This is a genomic window from Paludisphaera rhizosphaerae (assembly GCF_011065895.1).
Classification (GTDB): domain Bacteria; phylum Planctomycetota; class Planctomycetia; order Isosphaerales; family Isosphaeraceae; genus Paludisphaera; species Paludisphaera rhizosphaerae.
The window spans coordinates 1-20039 of the sequence record NZ_JAALCR010000002.1; the positions used below are offsets into that span (position 1 = coordinate 1).

At 64.9% G+C, this 20039-nt stretch carries 19 protein-coding genes; 12 read left to right on the forward strand and 7 right to left on the reverse strand.

Annotated elements, in window-relative coordinates:
• Positions 1-115: 115 nt before the first annotated feature.
• Positions 116-1063, reverse strand: coding sequence for an alpha/beta hydrolase (locus G5C50_RS02595; RefSeq protein ID WP_240906928.1), 948 nt, complete (start codon positions 1061-1063; stop codon positions 116-118).
• A 409-nt stretch (positions 1064-1472) separates the two neighbouring features.
• Between G5C50_RS02595 and groL (G5C50_RS02600) the strand changes: the two genes are divergently transcribed.
• The 7 genes from groL (G5C50_RS02600) to G5C50_RS02630 all read left to right on the forward strand — a co-directional run bounded on the left by groL (G5C50_RS02600) (position 1473) and on the right by G5C50_RS02630 (position 7741).
• The gene (gene groL / locus G5C50_RS02600) at positions 1473-3152 is read left to right on the forward strand and encodes a chaperonin GroEL (protein ID WP_165064512.1); all 1680 of its coding nucleotides are present in this window, start codon (positions 1473-1475) and stop codon (positions 3150-3152) included.
• A gap of 121 nt (positions 3153-3273) precedes the next feature.
• Positions 3274-3573: a co-chaperone GroES gene (gene groES, locus G5C50_RS02605; RefSeq protein ID WP_165064515.1), complete on the forward strand. Its 300-nt coding sequence runs from the start codon at positions 3274-3276 to the stop codon at positions 3571-3573.
• 53 nt (positions 3574-3626) lie between these two features.
• Positions 3627-5249 carry a chaperonin GroEL gene (gene groL, locus G5C50_RS02610; protein WP_165064518.1) on the forward strand — a complete coding sequence of 541 codons (1623 nt, stop codon included), beginning with the start codon at positions 3627-3629 and terminating at the stop codon, positions 5247-5249.
• A gap of 211 nt (positions 5250-5460) precedes the next feature.
• A complete protein-coding gene (gene dnaJ / locus G5C50_RS02615) occupies positions 5461-6615 on the forward strand; it encodes a molecular chaperone DnaJ (protein WP_240906929.1) in 1155 nt (384 codons plus the stop codon).
• Between the two features lie 48 nt (positions 6616-6663).
• Positions 6664-7176, forward strand: a complete 513-nt coding sequence (gene grpE, locus G5C50_RS02620) for a nucleotide exchange factor GrpE (RefSeq protein ID WP_165064524.1) — start codon at positions 6664-6666, stop codon at positions 7174-7176.
• Between the two features lie 26 nt (positions 7177-7202).
• Positions 7203-7520, forward strand: a complete 318-nt coding sequence (locus G5C50_RS02625; RefSeq protein ID WP_165064527.1) for an FmdB family zinc ribbon protein — start codon at positions 7203-7205, stop codon at positions 7518-7520.
• On the forward strand, positions 7520-7741 hold the full coding sequence (locus G5C50_RS02630; protein ID WP_165064529.1) for a DNA gyrase inhibitor YacG: 222 nt from the start codon (positions 7520-7522) through the stop codon (positions 7739-7741). The genes G5C50_RS02625 and G5C50_RS02630 overlap by 1 nt, the downstream gene beginning before the upstream one ends.
• A gap of 19 nt (positions 7742-7760) precedes the next feature.
• On the opposite strand, the gene G5C50_RS02635 is transcribed toward G5C50_RS02630, so the two are convergent.
• Positions 7761-8807, reverse strand: coding sequence for a DUF1559 domain-containing protein (locus tag G5C50_RS02635; RefSeq protein WP_315852298.1), 1047 nt, complete (start codon positions 8805-8807; stop codon positions 7761-7763).
• Between the two features lie 626 nt (positions 8808-9433).
• Here G5C50_RS02635 and G5C50_RS02640 point away from each other — a divergent pair.
• Positions 9434-10279, forward strand: a complete 846-nt coding sequence (locus G5C50_RS02640) for an RNA polymerase sigma factor (protein WP_165064532.1) — start codon at positions 9434-9436, stop codon at positions 10277-10279.
• 178 nt (positions 10280-10457) lie between these two features.
• Positions 10458-11168: a ferritin-like domain-containing protein gene (locus G5C50_RS02645; protein WP_206107563.1), complete on the forward strand. Its 711-nt coding sequence runs from the start codon at positions 10458-10460 to the stop codon at positions 11166-11168.
• A 308-nt stretch (positions 11169-11476) separates the two neighbouring features.
• On the opposite strand, the gene G5C50_RS02650 is transcribed toward G5C50_RS02645, so the two are convergent.
• From G5C50_RS02650 to pdhA, 5 genes are all read right to left on the reverse strand, one after another.
• Complete coding sequence (locus G5C50_RS02650; protein ID WP_165064535.1) at positions 11477-12229, reverse strand: class I SAM-dependent methyltransferase; 753 nt, start codon at positions 12227-12229, stop codon at positions 11477-11479.
• Positions 12230-12413: 184 nt separating this feature from the next.
• A complete protein-coding gene (lpdA, locus tag G5C50_RS02655; RefSeq protein WP_165064538.1) occupies positions 12414-13799 on the reverse strand; it encodes a dihydrolipoyl dehydrogenase in 1386 nt (461 codons plus the stop codon).
• 169 nt (positions 13800-13968) lie between these two features.
• The gene (locus tag G5C50_RS02660) at positions 13969-15291 is read right to left on the reverse strand and encodes a dihydrolipoamide acetyltransferase family protein (RefSeq protein WP_165064540.1); all 1323 of its coding nucleotides are present in this window, start codon (positions 15289-15291) and stop codon (positions 13969-13971) included.
• Positions 15292-15373: 82 nt separating this feature from the next.
• Entirely contained in the window at positions 15374-16351 is a 978-nt protein-coding gene (locus tag G5C50_RS02665) for a pyruvate dehydrogenase complex E1 component subunit beta (RefSeq protein ID WP_165064543.1), read from the reverse strand.
• Between the two features lie 2 nt (positions 16352-16353).
• Positions 16354-17367 (reverse strand): pyruvate dehydrogenase (acetyl-transferring) E1 component subunit alpha, encoded by a 1014-nt coding sequence (gene pdhA, locus G5C50_RS02670; RefSeq protein WP_165064546.1) that lies wholly within the window; start codon positions 17365-17367, stop codon positions 16354-16356.
• A gap of 425 nt (positions 17368-17792) precedes the next feature.
• Here pdhA and G5C50_RS02675 point away from each other — a divergent pair, with 425 nt between their 5' ends.
• Genes G5C50_RS02675 through G5C50_RS02685 form a run of 3 tightly spaced genes read left to right on the forward strand, consistent with a single transcriptional unit; the run spans position 17793 to position 20018 of the window.
• Positions 17793-18320 carry an RNA polymerase sigma factor gene (locus G5C50_RS02675; RefSeq protein ID WP_165064549.1) on the forward strand — a complete coding sequence of 176 codons (528 nt, stop codon included), beginning with the start codon at positions 17793-17795 and terminating at the stop codon, positions 18318-18320.
• Positions 18317-18865, forward strand: coding sequence for a hypothetical protein (locus tag G5C50_RS02680; protein WP_165064552.1), 549 nt, complete (start codon positions 18317-18319; stop codon positions 18863-18865). The genes G5C50_RS02675 and G5C50_RS02680 overlap by 4 nt, the downstream gene beginning before the upstream one ends.
• Entirely contained in the window at positions 18750-20018 is a 1269-nt protein-coding gene (locus tag G5C50_RS02685; RefSeq protein ID WP_165064555.1) for a hypothetical protein, read from the forward strand. Before G5C50_RS02680 ends, G5C50_RS02685 begins: the two co-directional genes overlap by 116 nt.
• Positions 20019-20039 lie beyond the last annotated feature (21 nt).

Here is a 20039-nt window from a genome sequence, read left to right on the forward strand (position 1 = left end):
CTTCGGGCCACCTTCCTCCGCGAGGGGGGAAGCCGGTTGTGGTCCCTACTCCTGACAGAGTGTCGGATCGTCTATCGAGGTCGAGAGGGGACGCACTCGACGGCCGGCTTCTGGATCACTTCTTGTCGAGGAATCCCTGGCCCTTGAGCCAGACCTCGCAGAGCTTCGGCCAGGCCTGGAAAGCCGGCTCGGGGGAGATCTTGTGCTGCTTGGAGCCGGAGCCCAGCCCCAGGCCGTGCTGACCCTTCTCGAAGATGTGCATTTCCAGGGGGACCTTCGCCTTGCGCAGGGCCAGGGCGAAGAGGATGCTGTTCTCCGGGACGACGCCAGTGTCGCCGTTGGTGTGAGCAAGGAAGGTCGGGGGAGTCTCGGCGGTCACCTGCTGCTCATTGGAGTAGTACTTGAGCTTCTCCTCCGACGGGTTTTCGCCCAGGAGATTTCGGTTCGATCCCTTGTGGGTGTAGGGCGTCGCCATGGCGATGACCGGGTAGACGAGGACGAGACGGTCAGGTCGGCAGCTTACGCGCTCGACGGGATCCTCGGCGTCGGGCTTGCCGGCGTCGAAATGCGTGCCGCCCGTGGACGCCAGGTGGCCGCCCGCCGAGAAGCCCAGCAATCCGATCCGTCCCGCATCGATCTTCCACTTGGAGGCCCCCGCCCGCACGACGCGGATCGCTCGGTTGACGTCTTGCATCGGCGCTGGTTCATGGTAGGCCGGCGCGAGGCGGTACTTGAGCACGAAGGCCGCGACGCCGATCGAGTTCAGCCACTCGGCGACCTGCTTCCCCTCGTGGTCGATCGCCAGGCCGCCGTATCCGCCCCCGGGGCAGATCACGAAGGCCGAGCCCGTCGCGACCTCCGGCTTGGGGAGGAAGACAGACAGCGTCGGAACGTCCTTTGGGTCGGTCCCCTTGGCTCCGGGGGCGCCCTGCGGCCAGAGCTTGACGACCTCGGACGCCGCGGCCAGCGGGTCTTCCGGCTGGGCCTGGGCCAGCAGGCTGGGGGCCCCAAGCGTTCCAAACAGGACCACCGCCAGCCAACCGCGCGATGCACCTCGAATCACGGCGTCACCCCTTCTGTCATGACGAAAGGTCTATCAAAGGAGGCCATGCCTACGACACGCGTGGGCACGACACCCAGAAATCGCTCCTCCCCGGCGGGGAGATGTTTCGAACCCTCGCACCCGTCCCGATCCTAGACCATCGATCAGGGCCCCACAACCACCCGCCCTTCGCCGCTCGCCAATTCGGTCGAGCCCTGTCAAATCGGCAGTCGGTGACGATCGCTGAGCCGTGCATGTTTCTTGCAAAGCTTGATGATCGAACAAGTTGCGACTGAATTTAGGTCGCGGTACGGCACTTGCATTTACACGGGGTCGAATAACTCCGGGAGCCGTTTTTGGCACGGCTTCCGCGTCGCGCCGGGCCAGCGCCCACGGCCGGCAGGTACGAGTCGTCGATTGGAGGATGAACGTGGCGAAGATACTGGCATACGATGAAGAGGCTCGCCAGAAGCTGGCCAGCGGCGTCGGCAAGCTGGCGCGTGCGGTCCGCAGCACGCTCGGCCCGCGCGGGCGCAATGCCGTCATCGACAAGGGGTGGGGCGCTCCCACGGTGACCAAGGACGGCGTCTCGGTGGCCGAGGAGATCGAGCTGACCTGCCCTTATGAAAACATGGGCGCGCAGCTCGTGAAGGAAGCGGCCTCGAAGACCTCCGACGCCGCCGGCGACGGCACGACCACCGCCACGGTCCTGGCCGAAGCCATCTACAAGGAGGGCCTGAAGGCCCTGGCCGCCGGCGCCGACCCGATGGCCGTCAAGCGCGGCATCGACAAGGCGGTCGCCGCCATCGTCGAGAACGTCAAGTCGCAGGCGAAGAAGATCAACGGCAAGAAGGAGATCGCCGAGGTCGCCTCCATCGCCGCCAACAACGACAAGTCGATCGGCGAGAAGCTGGCCGACGCGTTCGAGAAGGTCGGCACCGACGGCGTCATCACCGTCGAGGAAGCCAAGGGCTTCGAGACGACCGTCGACGTCGTCGAGGGCATGCAGTTCGACCGCGGCTACCTCAGCCCCCACTTCGTCACCGATCAGGACCGGATGGAAGTCGTCCTCGAAGACGTCTACATCCTGATCCACGAAGAGAAGATCAGCTCGCCGACGAAGCTGATCCCGCTGCTCGAGAAGATCGCCAAGGCCAACAAGCCGCTGCTGATCCTCGCGGAGGACGTCGAGGGCGAGGCGCTGGCGACCCTGGTCGTCAACAAGCTCCGCGGCATCCTGAAGATCGCGGCCGTCAAGGCTCCGGGCTACGGCGACCGCCGCAAGGCCATGCTGGAGGACATCGCGATCCTGACCGGCGGCAAGGCCATCTTCAAGGACCTGGGCATCGACCTCGACGCCGTCCAGCTCACCGACCTGGGCCGGGCTCGCAAGGTGACGATCACCAGCGAAGAGACGACCATCGTTGAAGGCGTGGGCTCGTCCGACGCCATCAAGGGCAGGGCCGACGCCATCCGCCGCGAGATCGGCACGACCGACAGCGAGTACGACCGCGAGAAGCTCCAGGAACGGCTCGCCAAGCTCGCTGGCGGCATCGCCCAGATCAACGTCGGCGCCGCGACCGAGACCGAGATGAAGGAGCGCAAGGCGCTCGTCGAGGACGCCCTCCACGCCACCCGCGCGGCGATCGAGGAAGGCGTCGTCCCCGGCGGCGGCACGGCCCTCATTCGCGCCTCCAAGGCCATCGAAGGCCTCAAGGCTGACGGCGACGAGCAGTTCGGCGTCGACCTGATCCGTCGCGCCGCCGAGCAGCCGGCCCGCTACATCGCCGAGAACGCCGGCATCGACGGCGCGGTGGTCGTCAACCGGGTCAAGAAGTCCAACGATCCCAAGTTCGGCTACAACGCCGAGGACGGAACGTGGGGCGACCTGCTGGACGCCGGCGTCGTCGACCCGGCCAAGGTCACTCGCACGGCCCTTCAGAACGCCTCGTCGGTCGCCGGCCTGCTGCTGACCACCGAGTGCATGATCGCCGAGCCCCCGAAGAAGAAGGAAGCCGGCGGCGGCCATGACCACCACCACGGCGGCGGCATGGACCCGATGGGCGGCATGGGCGGCATGGGCGGCATGGGCGGCATGGGGATGATGTGAGCGACGCCCTCAGGCGTTTCGCTTCGGGCCCGTCGTCATTGGACGGGCCCGTCTCCCTCCCCTCCACGAAGATTCACGAACACCGATTCGATTCAATCGAGCAGACGAGAAGGATACGGAAATGGCCAAGTTGACGATTCGCCCCCTGGAAGACCGCGTCGTGATCCGCCAGATCGAGGCCGAGGCGAAGACGGCCGGCGGGATCGTGCTGCCGGACACCGCCAAGGAGAAGCCCCAGCGCGGCGAGGTCCTCGCCGTGGGCCCCGGCAAGCTGCTGGATTCGGGCGAGCGGAGCCCGATCGGCGTCGCGGTGGGTGACGAGGTCCTCTTCGGCAAGTACTCGGGGACCGAGATCAAGGTCGACGGCGAGGAGGTCAAGATCCTCCGCGAGTCCGACATCCTGGCCAAGGTCGTGAAGTGACGCGGACGCGCCGGACCATCTGAACTCAACCCTCGTTCGAGGAGCCTTTCTCCGTGGCTAAGCAATTGCTTTTCTCCGACGCCGCCCGCCGCAAGCTGCTGGAAGGCGTCGACGTTTTGGCCCAGGCCGTGGGTTCGACCCTCGGCCCCACGGGTCGGAACGTGATCCTCAGCAAGTCCTTCGGCGGTCCGCTCGTCACCAAGGACGGCGTCACCGTCTCGAAGGAGATCGAGCTGAAGGATCCGTTCGAGAACATGGGCGCCAAGCTGGTCAACGTCGTCGCGTCCAAGACGTCCGACGTCGCCGGCGACGGCACCACGACGGCGACCATCCTGGCTCGCGCCCTCTATCGCGAAGGCCTGAAGAACGTCACCGCCGGGGCCAACCCGACGGCCCTCCGTCGCGGCATCGAGAAGGCCGTCGAGGCGGCCGTCGCCGAGCTGCACGACAAGGTCTCGCGCCCGGTGTCGAAGAAGGAGGAGATCGCCCAGGTCGGCGCCGTCTCCGCCAACAACGACGCCGAGGTCGGCAAGATGCTGGCCGACGCCGTTGAGAAGGTCGGCCGCGACGGCGTGATCACCGTCGAGGAAGGCAAGACCGCCTCGACCGTGCTCGACTTCGTCGAGGGCATGCAGTTCGACAAGGGCTACCTCAGCCCCTACTTCGTCACCTCGCCGACCACCATGGAGGTGATCTTCGAGGACGCCCTGATCCTTCTCCACGAGAAGAAGATCAGCAGCCTCCGCGAGATGATCCCCCTGCTGGAGAAGGTCGCTCAGTCCGGCCGTCCCCTGCTGATCGTGGCGGAGGACGTCGAGGGCGAGGCCCTGGCGACCCTCGTCGTCAACAAGCTCCGCGGCATCCTGAACATCGCCGCCGTGAAGGCCCCCGGCTTCGGCGACCGTCGCAAGGCGATGCTCGGCGACATGGCCGTGCTGACCGGCGGCACCGTCATCAGCGAGGACCTCGGGCTGAAGCTGGAAAACCTCCAGCTCAACCAGCTCGGCCAGGCCAAGCAGGTGAAGGTCGACAAGGACAGCACCACGATCATCCAGGGCGCCGGCCAGCGCGAGGAGATCCAGCGCCGGATCGACCAGCTCCGTCGCCAGATCGATGAGACCGACAGCGAGTACGACAAGGAGAAGTTCCAGGAGCGGCTCGCGAAGCTCTCCGGGGGCGTCGCCCTGATCCGCGTCGGCGCTCCGACCGAAGCCGACATGAAGCAGACCAAGGCCCGCATCGAGGACGCCCTCCACGCCACCCGCGCGGCGGCCGAGGAAGGCATCGTCCCCGGCGGCGGCACGGCCCTGCTCCGGACGATCCCGGCCGTTGAGGCCCTGGTCAAGACGCTCGAAGGCGACGAGAAGCTCGGCGCTCAGATCGTCCTCCGCGGCCTGGAAGAGCCCGTCCGCTACATCGCCCAGAACGCCGGCCAGGACGGCGGGGTGATCGCCGACGAGGTCAAGGAAGCCGGCGGCTCCAAGGGCTACAACGCCGACAAGGGCGAAATCGTCGACATGTTCGAGGCCGGCATCATCGACCCGACCAAGGTCACCCGCACGGCCCTTCAGAACGCCGCCTCGATCGCCGGCCTGCTGCTGACGACCGAAGCCCTGATCACCAACATCAAGGAAGACGAGGAGAAGGCCGGCCGAGTCGAAGGCTCGGTCCGCTGATCCTGAGTTTCTCCTGACCTTCGAGCCGGGGCGAGGGCTTCCAGGAGCCTCGCCCCGGCTCCTTTTCAACCCCTTCGCCGCCCCTCGTTCCGGCTGGGACGGTGCGGCCCCTGCATGCTAAGATATTGATACACGACCAGGGACAGCGCGAGGCTCAGGGAGGGCCGTCGCGAGGCGTCCCGGCAAGCTCGACCGCCGAGGCTTCGTGACGATGGCGACCACCAAACGCGACCTATACGAAGTCCTCGAGATCAAACGCGATGCGTCCGGCGACGAGATCAAACGCGCCTACCGCCAGATGGCGCTGAAATTCCACCCCGACCGCAATCCCGGCGACAAGGAAGCCGAGCGGAAATTCCGCGAGGCCGCAGAGGCCTACGACGTCCTCTCCGACGCCCAGAAGCGCCAGCGATACGACCGCTACGGCCACGCCGGTCTCGACGGCTCGGCCTTCCACGACTTCCGATCGGCCGACGACATCATGTCGGCCTTCGGCGACGTCTTCGGCGGCGGTCTGCTCGGCGACCTCTTCGGAGGAGGCGGCGGTCGGCGCGGGCCTCGCCAGGGGCCCGACCTCCTGATGCGGTTGGAAATCAGCCTCAACGAGGCCGCCCGAGGGACGACCCGCACGATCGAGGTCGATCGGCAGGACTTCTGCGGCGAGTGCAAGGGCTCGGGAGCGCGCAAGGGGACCGTGGCGACGACCTGCAACTACTGCGGCGGTCGTGGTCAGGTCGTCCAGACCCGCGGCTTCTTCCAGGTCGCGACCGCCTGCCCCTCGTGCGGCGGCGAGGGAGTCAAGATCACCGACCCCTGCCCCAGCTGCCACGGCTCAGGCCGGGTGCCGCACCGGGCCAAACTTCAGGTCGACGTTCCGGCGGGAGTGGAGACCAACATGCGGCTCCAGCTCCGGCAGCAGGGAGAACTCGGCGATCCCGGCGCGCCTCGCGGCAACCTTCAGATTCAGATTCTCGTCCGCAAGCACGAGTTCTTCGAGCGCCGACGCAACGACCTGATCTGCCAGGTGCCGATCAGCTTCGCCCAGGCGGCTCTCGGGGCTGAGATCGAGGTTCCGACGCTGGACGGGCCCGACCACGTTCAGATCCCCCGAGGATCTCAGAGCGGGGACCAGATCCGGCTCAAGGGACGAGGAATGCCCGACATCAGCGGTCGCGGCAAGGGAGACGAGATTGTCGAGGTGATTCTGGAGACCCCCCGCCACCTGACGCCGCGCCAGGAGGAACTCCTCCGCGAATTCGCCGAGACCGAGCACGAGCAGGTCAGCCCTCGACGCAAGAGCTTCTTCGAAAAGCTCCGTGACTACTTCACCGAAGAGGCCGAACCTGAAGAACGCGAGCAAGCCTGACGGCTCGCCGGGCGTCGCCCGGAAGCCGTCTGCTGGGAGATCCGCAGCATGTCCGACGCCGTGAGAAACCCCGAGTCCGCCCCTGAAGCCCAAACCGCCGACGCCTCGCAAGGCGACTTCGCCGCCCTGGAAAAGGAACGCGACGAGGCTCGCGATCAGCTCTTGCGCAGCCGGGCCGAGTTCGTCAACTACCAGAAGCGCACCAAGCAGCAGGCCGAGGCCGACCGCCTGTACGCGATCGGGAACCTGGGCCGCGACCTGCTCGACGTCCTGGACAACATGCAGCGGGCCACGGACGCCCTCCGCGGCCAGTCGACGGAGGGGATCGCCTCCGGCCTGGACATGGTCCACAAGCAGTTTCTGACCGTGCTGGCCAAGTACGGCGTTGAGCCGATCGAGTCGCTTGGGCAGCCGTTCGACCCCAACTTCCACGAAGCCCTGATGCAGCAGCCGGCCGCCGACGTCCCGGAGGGAACCGTCGTCGCTGAGCTGGGCAAAGGTTACAAGATCCACGACCGCGTGCTGAGGCCCAGCAAGGTCGCCGTCTCGGTCAAGCCCTGACGTCCCGACCGGAGAATCCCCCTTCGATGCCCACCTACGACTACGTCTGCGACGCCTGCGGCCACGAATTCGAGGCGTTCGAATCCATCAAGGCCGACCCCCAGACCCTCTGCCCGGCCTGCGAGAAGCACACGCTGCGCCGGAAGATCGGTCCCGGCGCGGCGATCCTTTTCAAGGGCTCCGGCTTCTATCAGACCGACTACCGGAGCGACTCGTACAAGAAGGCAGCCAAGGCCGATACGACCAGCGGGTCGTCCAGTGGGTCTTCCTCGTCGGGCGGGGACTCTTCCAAGTCGTCGTCGGGCTCGTCGCCCTCGACCGGTTCCGCCGGCGGGGCCGGCTGATGATCAACGGCCGCTGTCCGATCTGCACGAAGTCTTTCCAGGTCGATCGGATCGACGATCTGCCGTCGTTCCCCTTCTGCTCTGATCGCTGCCGGCTCGTCGATCTCGGCCGCTGGATCGACGGGTCGTATTCGATTCCGGACTCTCCCGCGAGACCCGTCACCGGGGACTCTGACGCCGATCCTGCCGATTCCACGTCCGAGGTTGAGGCCGACGATTGAAGCGTCGGCCTCTCGCCCGTCAATAAGCCTCCGCCGCGACGATCTCACCGCCGCTCGAAGTGCTGATCGCACGCCAGACAGGTAGCGCGATACCATCGCGGAAAAATCGCACTCCACCGTCCGCAGTCGCCGCATTGACTCCCTTGGCAGAGTGGTGGCTTCGAGCCGCGTAATTGTCTGGCAGCGCCGTGGTCGAGCCCAGGCAGGGCGGGTTTGGCGGCCCATCCTGGCAATAGTAGGCGCTAAATAGTACGTCGGGAAAAGAACTATTCGGCGCGAGGTAGGTCTCGAAACACGCAGCGTCTCCCCACCAGGAGAAACCGCGAAGGTCCCGCCCTTGACCCACGATGACTTCAGAGACCATCAAGGTCGTGCTGAGGCCGTCGGTGAGCGATGGGAAACCGACCGTCGGCTTGCCTGGACGGCCGAGATCGGTCAGCGGGGAGCCGATATCGACGAACGGGGCTCCTCTGAACTGTACGTCCAGGAAATCGATCTGTAGTTGAATCGAATTCCCGAAATTCACCGCATAGTTTTGGGACGTGCAGGCGTAAGTCGTTCCGTTCATGGCCTCGGATATGGGCGCGTTCCGGCTGTCCGACGGGCAGAGGAAGACGTTCACCCACTGCGAGGTCGTGCTCCGATTGGCCGCCCCAAAGAACCGCAGATCCTGATCGAACGCCTCCGGCCAACCAACGGCGTTGCTGCCCGCGTTGTTCCAGGAGTTGTACAGCGCTTGCCGTTCGATCTGAGGAAGGATCGAGATCAGCCAGGTGCCCCAGCAGCACCCTTTCTTCCCGGGCGGCAAGGTCCCCTGCACGTCAACGTAGCCGTGCATCGCCAAGGCGAGCTGCTTCAAGTTATTCACGCATTGTGAACGCCGGGCCGCCTCGCGAGCGCTCTGCACCGCGGGTAGGAGCAGCGCGAGCAGGATGCCGACGATGGCGATCGAGACCAGCAACTCGATTAGAGTGAAACCAGCCTGCTCGGATCTCCCAGTCATCATTGGCTCCTCCGCATAGTCAAGGCGTTCTGTGCCTTCCACCTGGATCGAAAGACTCTCCAAGGGTCGAAGCGACGTCGAACTTCAGGTGGTTTGAGGAGTCGTCACGGATCTCGATGATACGCGTCGACCGAACATTCAGGTCGGCGGGGATTCTCTCGATCATTGGGCGTTTCGTTCGATCGCTGCCGCCTGGGGGAACCGGAGCCTGCTGGCGGCTAGCGGAGTAGATTCGAACGCGATACGACCCCGGCATGAGCCCCTGCGAGGCCGGGATGGCGAATCCTCCACCACGTATTCGAGCCCCTGTCGACATGGCAGGGCCGCTCGACGTCGCTTCGAACGAGATCGCCCCCGAATCAAGGGCCTGCCCGTCGACGCAGACCTCGCCGGTGATCGGCATCCTGCCTTCCTCATCGGGGTTTGCGCATCCCGCCAAGCCATAGACTCCAAGAACAAAACAGGCGAACGCCTTCGGATTTCTCATGTGAACTCAAATGCGTGTCGTAAATCGAAGATCTTGGATTGGAAGTTGCGTTACAAATTTGATCGAAGTCAAAAATGTTTCCCTTCAACGCATGGTCTTGGATGCAACTTTCATGCCTCGAAAAAGTTGAACCCGAAGACGGCGGCCTACGCACCAACTAGTGAGAGGCGCCATACCGTTCGAGCCATCGCGAGCCATTCCCATGGGCCACTACGACGATGATTCTCGCCTGCTGGCCGACTTCCTTGAGAAATCGGACCCTGAGGCTTTCGCCGCCCTCGTAGCTCGATTCGGCCCGCCAGTCCTTCGGATTTGCCGAACGATCCTTCCCGATCGGCATCTCGCCGAAGATGCGTTTCAATCGACGTTTTTGACCCTCTACCAGAAGGCCGGAAACATCCGAGATCCCTCGGCGCTCAGGGCATGGATCTGTGGGACCGCCTACAAGACCGCGGCCCGAATTCGAGCAGGGGCGATTCGCAGGGCTAAGCTTGAAAAAGGCTGCGATCTCGACCAGACGGAGGGGCAGGCGTCATTCGTCGACGTCTCCGACCATGATCTGTTCTTGGTCGTTCGGAAGGAACTCGACCGCCTCCCAGCCAAGTATCGAGCTCCGATCATTCTCTGCTATCTGGAAGGGTTGACCCACGAACAGGCCGCGGCCGAACTCGGTTGGGCGACCGGGACGGTTAAGGTACGCCTGGTACGGGGCCGCAAGCTTCTACGTGAGCGACTCGACCGCCGCAAAATAGCTTTGGCAGCCGGGTTGATCGGCCTCTGGAGCCGCGAGGCTGGGGCCGCCGATCCCTCTCTGATCACCACGACTCTGAATGCAGCTAAAAGGAGCGCTCGTATCAGCGCGCTTTGCGAGTCGCCTCGCGTCCTGGATCACCGCTCAGTAACCCGACTTGTGCTCGTCCTCGTCTTGGCCTGCGCCGCGGTATCGGCAGCCCGGGCCATGTCTGCTGTCGGAGCGCCGCCTGAAGACGCGGAATCAACCCTCCTGCCGACGAACTTGACCGATCTCCTCAACAGTGATTGCTCATAAAGCTGATCCGCCCTGGGGGCGGCGGCTTACCTGGGCGCTCCCACGGAACCGTGCCGGACGAGATGAGCGACGCGCAACAGGGGTCGCAAACCGCCGTCACGCCGGTTGATCCTCGAATTTATTGATTCCGTTATCAGCGTTAGTTGTTGATTTCATCCCAGCTTCAGGAGCCTACATGATGAACACCGAGGTGAACGCGTCAAGCGATGGGATCGATTCGGCTGCATCACATGGGACGATCACTCGTTCGCTTGGAGATAGGCGCTCGTTCCTCAAGTCAGCGCTCGTCGGCTCGGGTGCTTCTGCCATGGCAGCAGCGGCTTCGCACCCGGCTCACGCAGCCTCCACTCCGAACACTGTGCCGGCGCTCTACCCCGGCTGGAACGCCATGAATTTCAGCAACATTCGCAAGGATGAGAACGCCCACGTGGGATTCCTTGTGAATGCCCTAGGGCCGATGGCGCGGCCGAAGCCGACCTTTCGGAATCTCATTCAACCCACAGCCCGGGCGTTCGCGAACGTCTCGAGGGTTCTGGAGAATGTGGGGGTGGGGGCTTATCTGGGGGCGCTGCCCGCGATCCAGTCGAAGTCGTACATGGCTGCTGCGGCCTCAATCGCGCTCATCGAGGCTCGTCACGCTGGATATTTGAATACTCTTTTGAATATCCGCGTCTCAGAGAATATTCACAGCGACGAGCCCAGCCTTGAGGAGGCCCTGACGCCCGACGAGGTGGTTGAACTGGCGGGATCGTTTTTCGTGAGCCTCAACGGAGGTCCTCCGCTGCTGCCGCTGACTAGTGATATCGACATCCTCAACTTTGCACTGGCTCTCGAATTCCTCGAGGCCGAGTTCTACAACCTGAACGTGCCCAGATTCTTGCACGTCTGACACGGCGTGGAGGTGTTGAGATTCCAGGGCCTGCCGGATCCGAGTCGATGAACGCCCTCGATGCGGCGTTTCGTCCATAATCATCTCTGGCAAGGCCCCGGTTCGAACGGAACGTGGAGCGGAGCATCCAGACTCCGTAGTCCCTGGGAGTGAACGATCGAAGTCGTTCTCGGGGGTGATTTGGGAAATCTACGAAGCTCCGGCCATCGGTTCGCGACGGCCGGAGCGTTCTCGTAGACTTGGCTTGCGTCGCGCCAGACATTTCGTGGCTCATAACGGCTTCGTCGATCGCCGACGCTATTCCGAGATCATCGGCCTCGGCTGGCGTGCAGGGCGGCTCGGACGAGCCGCTTGAGGTGCCGGCGCCCGCGATCAAGACGCGAGGCGATTCGTCTCGGGGCATTGAAGACGACGACGACTCCCTCACTCACCCCAGGAGGGAAATGGGCCCCGTTGTCGCCGACCGGGCTGGTGGGAAGGATGCCGCCCAGTCCCGCGACCTCCCCCATCGGGATCACGGCGCACCCCTTGAGGTGATCGTGGATCGCGCGATCGACGCGGATGTCCAGTTCGTCCGCGGCCGTGCAACGCAGCCCGTAATCGTGGAAGCCGATGCTCAGAGGACGTTCCAGCCTGGAGTTCACGACGGCTCGAATGTCCCGAACCACCCCTCGATAGTGGTGGTCCCCGTCGATGAACACCATGATGCAACGGTTGCTCGGCCTCGGTTGGTCGAAAAACCCGTTCAGCGTCGTCTCGACGTAATGGACGCACGCCGGCGATCGCCCGAGCGCGGTCTCGACAGTCTGCCGAGCCGCATCGAGGTATTCGCGGTCGACGTCTACCACGTAGAACTGCTTGCCCCGCTCAACGGCGAAATGAGCGAGCTGGGCCGTCATGCCCCCGCGGTAACAGCCGACCTCGACCAGAAAGTCGCCTTGATCGGCGTTCATGTCCAGGTAGGACAATAATTGGTTCTGGAAGGCCGGCGAGCAGGCCGACAGGCAACCAATACGCTGAAGTTCCCCGCGGATGGCGGCGATCTTGCCGGAATCCATCATGTCCGACCTTCCTCGGTATCGAATCGCGAAATCCCACCTATCCCACTCATCGTCATCTTCGAATGACGAAGATGAGGACAAGTGAGATCGTTGGGAGAATATCGCTTCTATCGATATCCGTGGATCGGATGGAACCTTCCTCCCTCTCGTTGAGGAAAGGGAGGAAGCTCCGCCGAACGCCGGCTTAGATGTGAACCGACTCGCCGAGCCCCTGGCCGGCGGCTTCCATGATGGATTCGGAGAAGGTCGGGTGCGGGTGCATGGCGTGGAGGATTTCTTCCTCAGTGGCTTCCAGGCGCATGGCCATGACCATCTCGGAGATCATCTCGGTCGCGACGGCCCCAATGATGTGGGCGCCGAGCAATTCGCCGTACTTTTTGCCGAAGATCAGCTTAACGAAGCCCTCGCTCTCGCCGGCGGCCAGAGCGCGGCCGCTGAACGCGAACGGGAACTTGCCGATCCGGATGTCGTGACCCGCGGCGCGGGCGGCTTTCTCGGTGAGACCCACGCTCGCCACGCCCGGCTCGGTGTACGTGCAGCCGGGGATGATCGAGTAGTCGACGTTGTGCTTCGAGTGCCCGGCGATCCGCTCGACGCAGTAGACCGCCTCGTGGTGGGCGACGTGCGCCAGCCAGGGAGGGCCGATCACGTCGCCGACGGCGTAGATGCTGGGGATGTTGGTCACGAACCCGTTGTCGCGGGCCACCTTGATGTGGCCGCGGTCGATCTCAACCTTCACGTCGGGAGCGAACAGGCCCTCGACGTTGCCGGTCACGCCGATGGCGACCAGGGCCACGTCGGCCTCGATGGTCTTCTTGCCCTGGGGGGACTCGATCTCGGCCTTCACGCCGTTGGCGGTCTTCTCCAGCTTCGTGGTCTTCGAGCTGGTGAAGATTTCCAGGCCCTTGGCGGTGAGGCTTTTCTTGAGGGTGTCGGAGACCTCCTCATCCTCGATCGGCAGGACGTGGTCCTGCATCTCGACGACCGTGACCTTGGTCCCGATCGCGTTGTAAAAGTAGCCGAATTCCAGCCCGATGGCGCCCGCGCCGATGATGAGCATCGCCTTGGGCTGCTTCTCCAACGACATCGCCTCCTTGGAGGTGATGATCTTCTTGCCGTCGAATTCGACGCCGGGGAACGGCCGAGGCCGAGCGCCGGTGGCGATCACGATGGCGCCGGCGGTGAAGGTCTCATTGCCGACCTTCACCTTGTTGGGGCCGACGACCTGGGCGACGCCGATCTTCGACTTCACCTTGTACTTGCGGAACAGCCCTTCGATGCCCTTGTTGAGCTGGCCGGCGACGCCTCGGCTGCGGCCGATCATCTCGTCGAATTTCCACTCGCCCTGTCCGTGGAAACCGAACTTCTCGCCGTGGCGCTTCACCAACTCGACGAGGTGGGCGTTGGAGAGGAGAGCCTTGGTGGGGATGCATCCCCAGTTGAGGCAAACGCCGCCGAGCTTGTCGCGCTCGACGCAGAGGACGTTCTTGCCGAGTTGGGCGGCGCGGATCGCGCCGGCGTACCCGGCGGGGCCGCCGCCGATCACCACGATGTCGTAGTCGTAGGCCATGGTCGTGTGGGGTCTGTTCCGAGGTAGGATTGGGAATCGAGCATCGCCTTGCGACGCCCTGATACCCTCATTATGGGGGGCGATGGCAAGCGGCGGAAGCGCGACGGCCCCGACGCCGACCTGCGCGGAGACGCGAGATCGGGTCGGGGCCTGTAAGAAAGGGGCGGGATCAGAGGAGCATCCGCGCCGGTTCTTCGAGCAGGTTCTTGAGCGTCCGCATGTAGTCGGCCGCGGTGGCGCCGTCGACGGCGCGGTGGTCGGCGGTGAGCGTCAGGCTCATCACGTTGCCGACGACGATCGCGTCTCCATCGACGACCGGACGCTTCTCAGCGGCCGAGACGGCGAGGATGGCGACCTCAGGGAGGTTGATGATGGCGTCGAACTGCTTGACGCCGTACATGCCCAGGTTGCTGATCGTGAACGTCCCCCCGGCCAAGTGATCGCCGGTGAGCGTTCCTCCGCGGGCGGCGGCGGCGAGGGCCTCGCTCCCCTTGCGGATTTCGATCAGGCCCAGCTCGTCGGCCCGGTGCAGGACGGGGACGATGAGCCCCTCCTCAAGAGCCACGGCGATGCCGATGTTGACTTCGCCGCGAAGGACGATGGCGTCGGGCTCGAACGTGGCGTTGAGCGCGGGGTGACGGCGAAGGGCGACCGCGACGGCCTTGGTCACGAAGTCGCCGACCGAGAGCTTGACCTTCTCCGCGGCGAGTTCCTTGTTCAGGGTCTCGCGGAGGGCCAGCAGCTTGTCGACGCGGACGTCGACCGTCACGTGGATCTCGGGGGCGGTCTGCTTGGACTGCAGCATCCGCTGAGCGATCGTCTTCCGCATCCGCGAGTTCGGAATCCGCTTCTCCTGGAGCGGCCCGGTGGAGATCCGAGCGGCGGGAGCGGCCGGTGCCTTGGCGGCGGCGGGAGCGGCCGGCGCGGCGGGACGCGCCGTCGGGGCCGGGGCCGGAGCGGCGCCCTTGCCGGCGAGGAAGTCCTCAACGTCCTTGCGGACGATGCGACCGCCGGGGCCGGTTCCCCGGACGCGGGCGATGTCGACGCGGGCTTCGGCGGCGACCTTGCGAGCCAGCGGGCTGGAACGGACGCGACCGCCAGCGGCCGTCGTCACAAGCTCCTCAGCCTCGTCGGATTCGGCGGCCGGCTTCGAATCGGCGGCCTTCTTGCCGTTGTCGGACTCGGCGGGGGCGGCCTTCTTCGCGGCTCCTCCCGCCGATCCCATCTTGGCGGCGATATCCTTGGGGTCCTCGCCCTTCTTGGCGAGGACCATGACGCGGTCGCCCAGCGCGACCTCGTCGCCCGCCTTGTGGTCGATGATCGCGATGACGCCGTCCTCGTAGGACTTCATGGGCATCGTGGCCTTGTCGGTCTCGATGTCCGCGAGGACGTCGCCCTCCTTGATCGTGTCGCCCACCTTCACGAGCCACTGAGCAATGACCCCGCTCTCCATGGTGGGGCTGAGCTTGGGCATGGTCACTTCGATCGGCACGAGTCTACTCCTCGGGGCCGATGCGACGGCCCCCCGCCCTTGGGTGGAGAGGCGGTATGTTCGTGTGTCTCTCTCAGTCAGGTCAGCGGTAGGTCACTTCGTCGACGGCGGCCAGGATCCGCGGCACGGAGGGCAGCATCGAGGCTTCGAGCTGCTTGTTGTACGGGATCGGGGCGTCCGAGGAGGCGACGCGGAGAATCGGGGCGTCGAGTTCGTCGAAGACCTCGCGGTAGATCCGGTCGGAAATCCCGGCGCCAAGGCCGCAGTACGGCCAATCTTCTTCCACGATCACGGCGCGGTGAGTCTTCTTGACGGACTGGACGAGGGTCTCGAGGTCGAGCGGGCGGATGCTCCGCAGGTCGATCACCTCCGCGCTGACGCCCTTCGCGGCCAGTTCCTCGGCGGCGGCGAGCGTCGCCTTGAGGGACCGCGAGTAGGTGATCAGCGTCACGTCGTCGCCCGGCCGCTTGATGTCGGCCTTGCCGAAGGGGACGAGGTGTTCGCCGTCGGGGATCTCCCCCTTCTCGGGATAGAGAACCTCGTGCTCGATGAAGACGACCGGGTCGTCGGACCGGATCGCCGTCTTGAGCAGGCCCTTGGCGTCCGCCGGGGTGGCGGGCAGGATGACGGTCAGGCCGGGGATCTGGGCGTACCAGGCCTCCAGCCGGTGCGAGTGGGTGGCGCCGAGGCAGCCGGCCATGCCGGAGCTTCCCCGGAAGACCATCGGCACCGAGAACTGGCCGCCGCTCATGTAGCGCATGTTGGCGGCGTTGTTGACGATCTGGTCGATCGCCACGATGCTGAAGCTGAAGGTCATGAACTCGATGATCGGCCGCAGGCCGACCATCGCCGCGCCGATCCCGATGCCGGCGAACCCTTCTTCAGAAATCGGCGTGTCGATCACCCGACGGGGGCCGAACTTCTTGAGCATCCCCTGACTGACCTTGTAGGCGCCGTCGTACTCGGCGACCTCCTCACCCATGAGGAAGACGCGGTCGTCCCGCTCCATCTCCTCGGTCATCGCCTGGTTGAGGGCCTCTCGGAACGAAAAAACCGCCATGATCACTCCTGAGGGGAGAAGGGGCCTGCCGTGATGTCTTCGTAGACCGCTTCGAGGGGCGGGTTCTCGCTCTTCTCGGCGAACTCAATCGCCTCCTCGATCTCGGCCTTGACCTCCTCACGCATCGTTTCGACGGCCTCGTCGTCGATCCAGCCGCGCTTCTTGAGGATGCTCGCGTAGACCTCGATGGGGTCTTTCTTGATGTAGCTGTCCAGCTCGTCGCGCATCCGGTACTTGCCGGGGTCGCTGATCGAGTGGCCCTTGTAGCGGTAGGTCTGGGCCTCGATGAAGCTGGGACCTTCGCCGGCCCGAGCGTGCTCGACGCATTCCAGCGTCGTCTTCGCCATCAGCTCGATGTCGTTGCCGTTGATCTGGTGCCCGGGGATGCCGTAGGGGGTGGCGCACCGGATGGTGAGATCCTGGTGGGCGCTGGAGCGGGTCAGCGAGGTGCCCATCGCGTAGAGGTTGTTCTCGACGATGTAGATGACGGGCAGCTTCCAGAGGGCGGCCATGTTGAGGGCCTCGTGGACGCCCCCCTGGTTGATGGCGCCGTCGCCCAGGTAGCAGAGGGCGACCCGATCCTCGCCGCGGTACTTGCTGGCGAAGGCGAAGCCGGCGGCCAGCGGGATGTGGCTGCCGACGATGGCGTGGCCCCCCATCATGCCCTTCTCCACGTCGAAGAAGTGCATCGAGCCCCCCTTCCCCTTGGAGCAGCCCGTCGCCTTGCCGAGCAGCTCGGCCATGCCGGCTCGGGCGGTCATCCCCAGGGCCAGGGCGTGGCCGTGGTCGCGGTAGGCGGTGATGACCCAGTCGTCCGGGCGGAGCACGCCGATCGAGCCGACCGCGACCGGTTCCTGGCCGCTGTACTGGTGGAAGAACCCGCCGATCTTGTTGCCCTTCTGGTAGAGCATCTCCGCCCGCTCCTCGAAGCGGCGGATCAGCATCATCTGGCGGAGCCAGTCCAGAGCCTTGGACTCGTCGACGATCGGTTTCGCTTCCGTTTGCACTGAGGCCATATCAACCTGACTCCTGAGTGAACGGCGGTCGGAGCGGGTGCCGGGGCGCGCCGGCGACGGCGTGTTTTTTCGCGGGTGGTTACGTCGAGCCATGTCGAGACGACGAAGGCGGGGACGTCGGGCGGGTCGCCCCAGCAGGGCGAAACTTCCTTAATCTTATCGGCCGAGAACGGACGCGGCTAGATACGGAGGGGCGCCGCGGCCCGGCCGGACTCCTGGTCCACCGACCGCCGATCGTTTCTGATCGCCTCATCTTATACAAAAAACCCAGGGCCTGACCAGGAAGCTTGGCAAGAATCGAGTCCTCCGACGGCCCATTCGGAAAGGTTCAAGGATTTTTGCGCAAATCCTCGCGTCGACAGGGTCTCTTCCATCGACCGCGTCGTTTACTGGACTCGCCGGCCGCCTTCGTCTCTGGAGCGTCCATGGATGGGTTGCCCGATCGGCTGGCTGATGGGGACGCCGGCGCCTTCGTCGAGCTTTACGACAAACTCGCCGATCGATTGCATCATTATCTCACAGCTCGACTTGGGACACGAGCAGACGCCGACGACGTCCTCCAGGAAACCTTCGTCCGGCTGGCTCGCGACCGTAAACGCCTTGGAGAGGTGGAAAACTTGACCGCCTTCGCCTTCGTCGTCGCCCGCAACGAGGCCAACCGCTGGCTCGACGGTCGTCGCCGACACGGTGAGACGATCGCCGCCTCGGCTGCTGCGCTTTTTCATGAGGCCCACGCCGACGATCGCGACGCCCGCGAGGCGGCCGAGGACGTCGTCCAGGCAATGGCGTGCCTCGGGCCCGAGGATCGTGAGATCGTCGAGATGAGAACCTATGCCGGCCTGACCTTCCGTGAGATCGGCGAAGTTTTGGGACGACCCCTGGGAACAGTCGCCGCGAGGTACAGGGCGGCGCTCGACCGGATGCGGGGCTGGTTGGTGAGGGAGCGACCATGAGCGATGAGGTCGAAAACACGCTGGCGAACCTGACGCCCCGAGGGGCTCCGCCCGAGCTTCGCGCCCGGATCTTGGCTGCCGTGGGCGATGAACTGGCCGCGACCGAGGAGCCGCCGAAGTCGTACCGCCGGTTCCCGATCGGCCTGGCGACGGCCGCCGCGCTGCTCCTCAGCGTGACGGCCGACCGGCTCGCCACGTGGGTCGACGAGGAACGCGTCGAGCGTGCGTTCGGGCCTCGACCGGTCTCGCCCGCGGTGCTGGAGTTAGTCCAGGACATCGCCAAGGTCGCCGGACCCGAAACAGGCCGTTTGGCCCTTGAGCGCCTTTCGGCCCCACCTCCACCTCCCACCGACGCCGAGTTGATTCGTCAGGCCGCGGAGGTCGCGCGGATGATCCAAGAACTGGCCCACGATTCCCCGGAGAACGCCCGTGAAACCGCGACTCAAAAGATACCTCAAGCGGACCGCGATCGGGATCGGCGTCGCGCTGGTCGCGTTCTTCTTGTGGAGCGCCTGCTACACACTGATCACAGGCCGTCGGCTTGAGGCCCGGCTGGATGCACTCCGTAAGGCCGGCGTGCCGCTCTCGATCGCCGACTACGCCGGCAAGCCGATCCCCCCCGAGTCCAACGCCGACGTGCCGCTGCGGCGCGTGGCCTCGGACCTGGCGTCCGTTCAGAAGGAACTGGCCGCGATCTTCCCCAAGGATCATTCGGCGAGGGGGCCCCTGACGCCGGACGAACGCTCGAAGTTGGAGGCCCTGTTCGCGAGCTATCCTCGGGTGATCCCCGGCCTGCTGGAAGCGGCCGATCGGCCGGGCTACGACCCCGGCCTCGATGTCTCGGGGCCGACGACGACTTTTCTCAATCAGGTTATGACGAAATCGATCGCTGAGGAGCGGGCCGCGATGCGTGTTCTGGAGAGCTGGTCGACCTTGCTCGTCGCCCAGGGCCGTCGCGATGAGGCGCTCGCCGTCCAGACGTCGGCCCTTGCCCTGTGCCGTCACTGGGCGCGGCAGCCGACGATGATCGCCTATCTGACATCGATCGCGTGCGTAAGGACCGCCGCCTGGAGCGCCTCGCGAATCCTGCTGGATGGGCCGGTCACGGAAGAGAGCCGTAAAGCGCTCGACGCGGAACTGGCCCGCCTCAATCAATTGGACGACGCCCGCCAGGCGCTGGAGAACGAGCGGGCTTATTCGCTCTCCTCGGCAACGGAGATGTCGAACAACATCTTCTGGATCCGCGGCTGGATTCGCAACAACATGATGATGATGTTCATCGATTTTTACGAGGAACAGATCCAAAGGTTAACCACGCCTTACCCCGACCTCCCCCAGGTTCCGGCCGTTGGTGGATATCGTTCCTCATGGAGTCCCTTCAAGGTTCTTGTCACGCTTCTTGAACCCTCCATGAATGCGCTTCGAAAGTCCGCCGAGCAACAGCGGGCGGCCGTTCGGTCGCTTCGGGTGCTGAACGCCCTCCAGGCGCGAGGCGTCGTCGACGATCCTCCCAACCTGGCCGCCCTGGGGCTTCCCCCCGAAGCGTTGATCGATCCCATCACCGGAAAGGCGTTGATCGTCAAGAAGAAGCCGGGCGGCTGGCTCGTGTACTCGGTCGGCGCGAACGGGGTCGACGACGGCGGTAAGCTCGACAAGGGCGAGGACGTTGGGTTTGGACCGCCTGAACCCGCCCATTGACGGCTGAACCATGGAATCGAC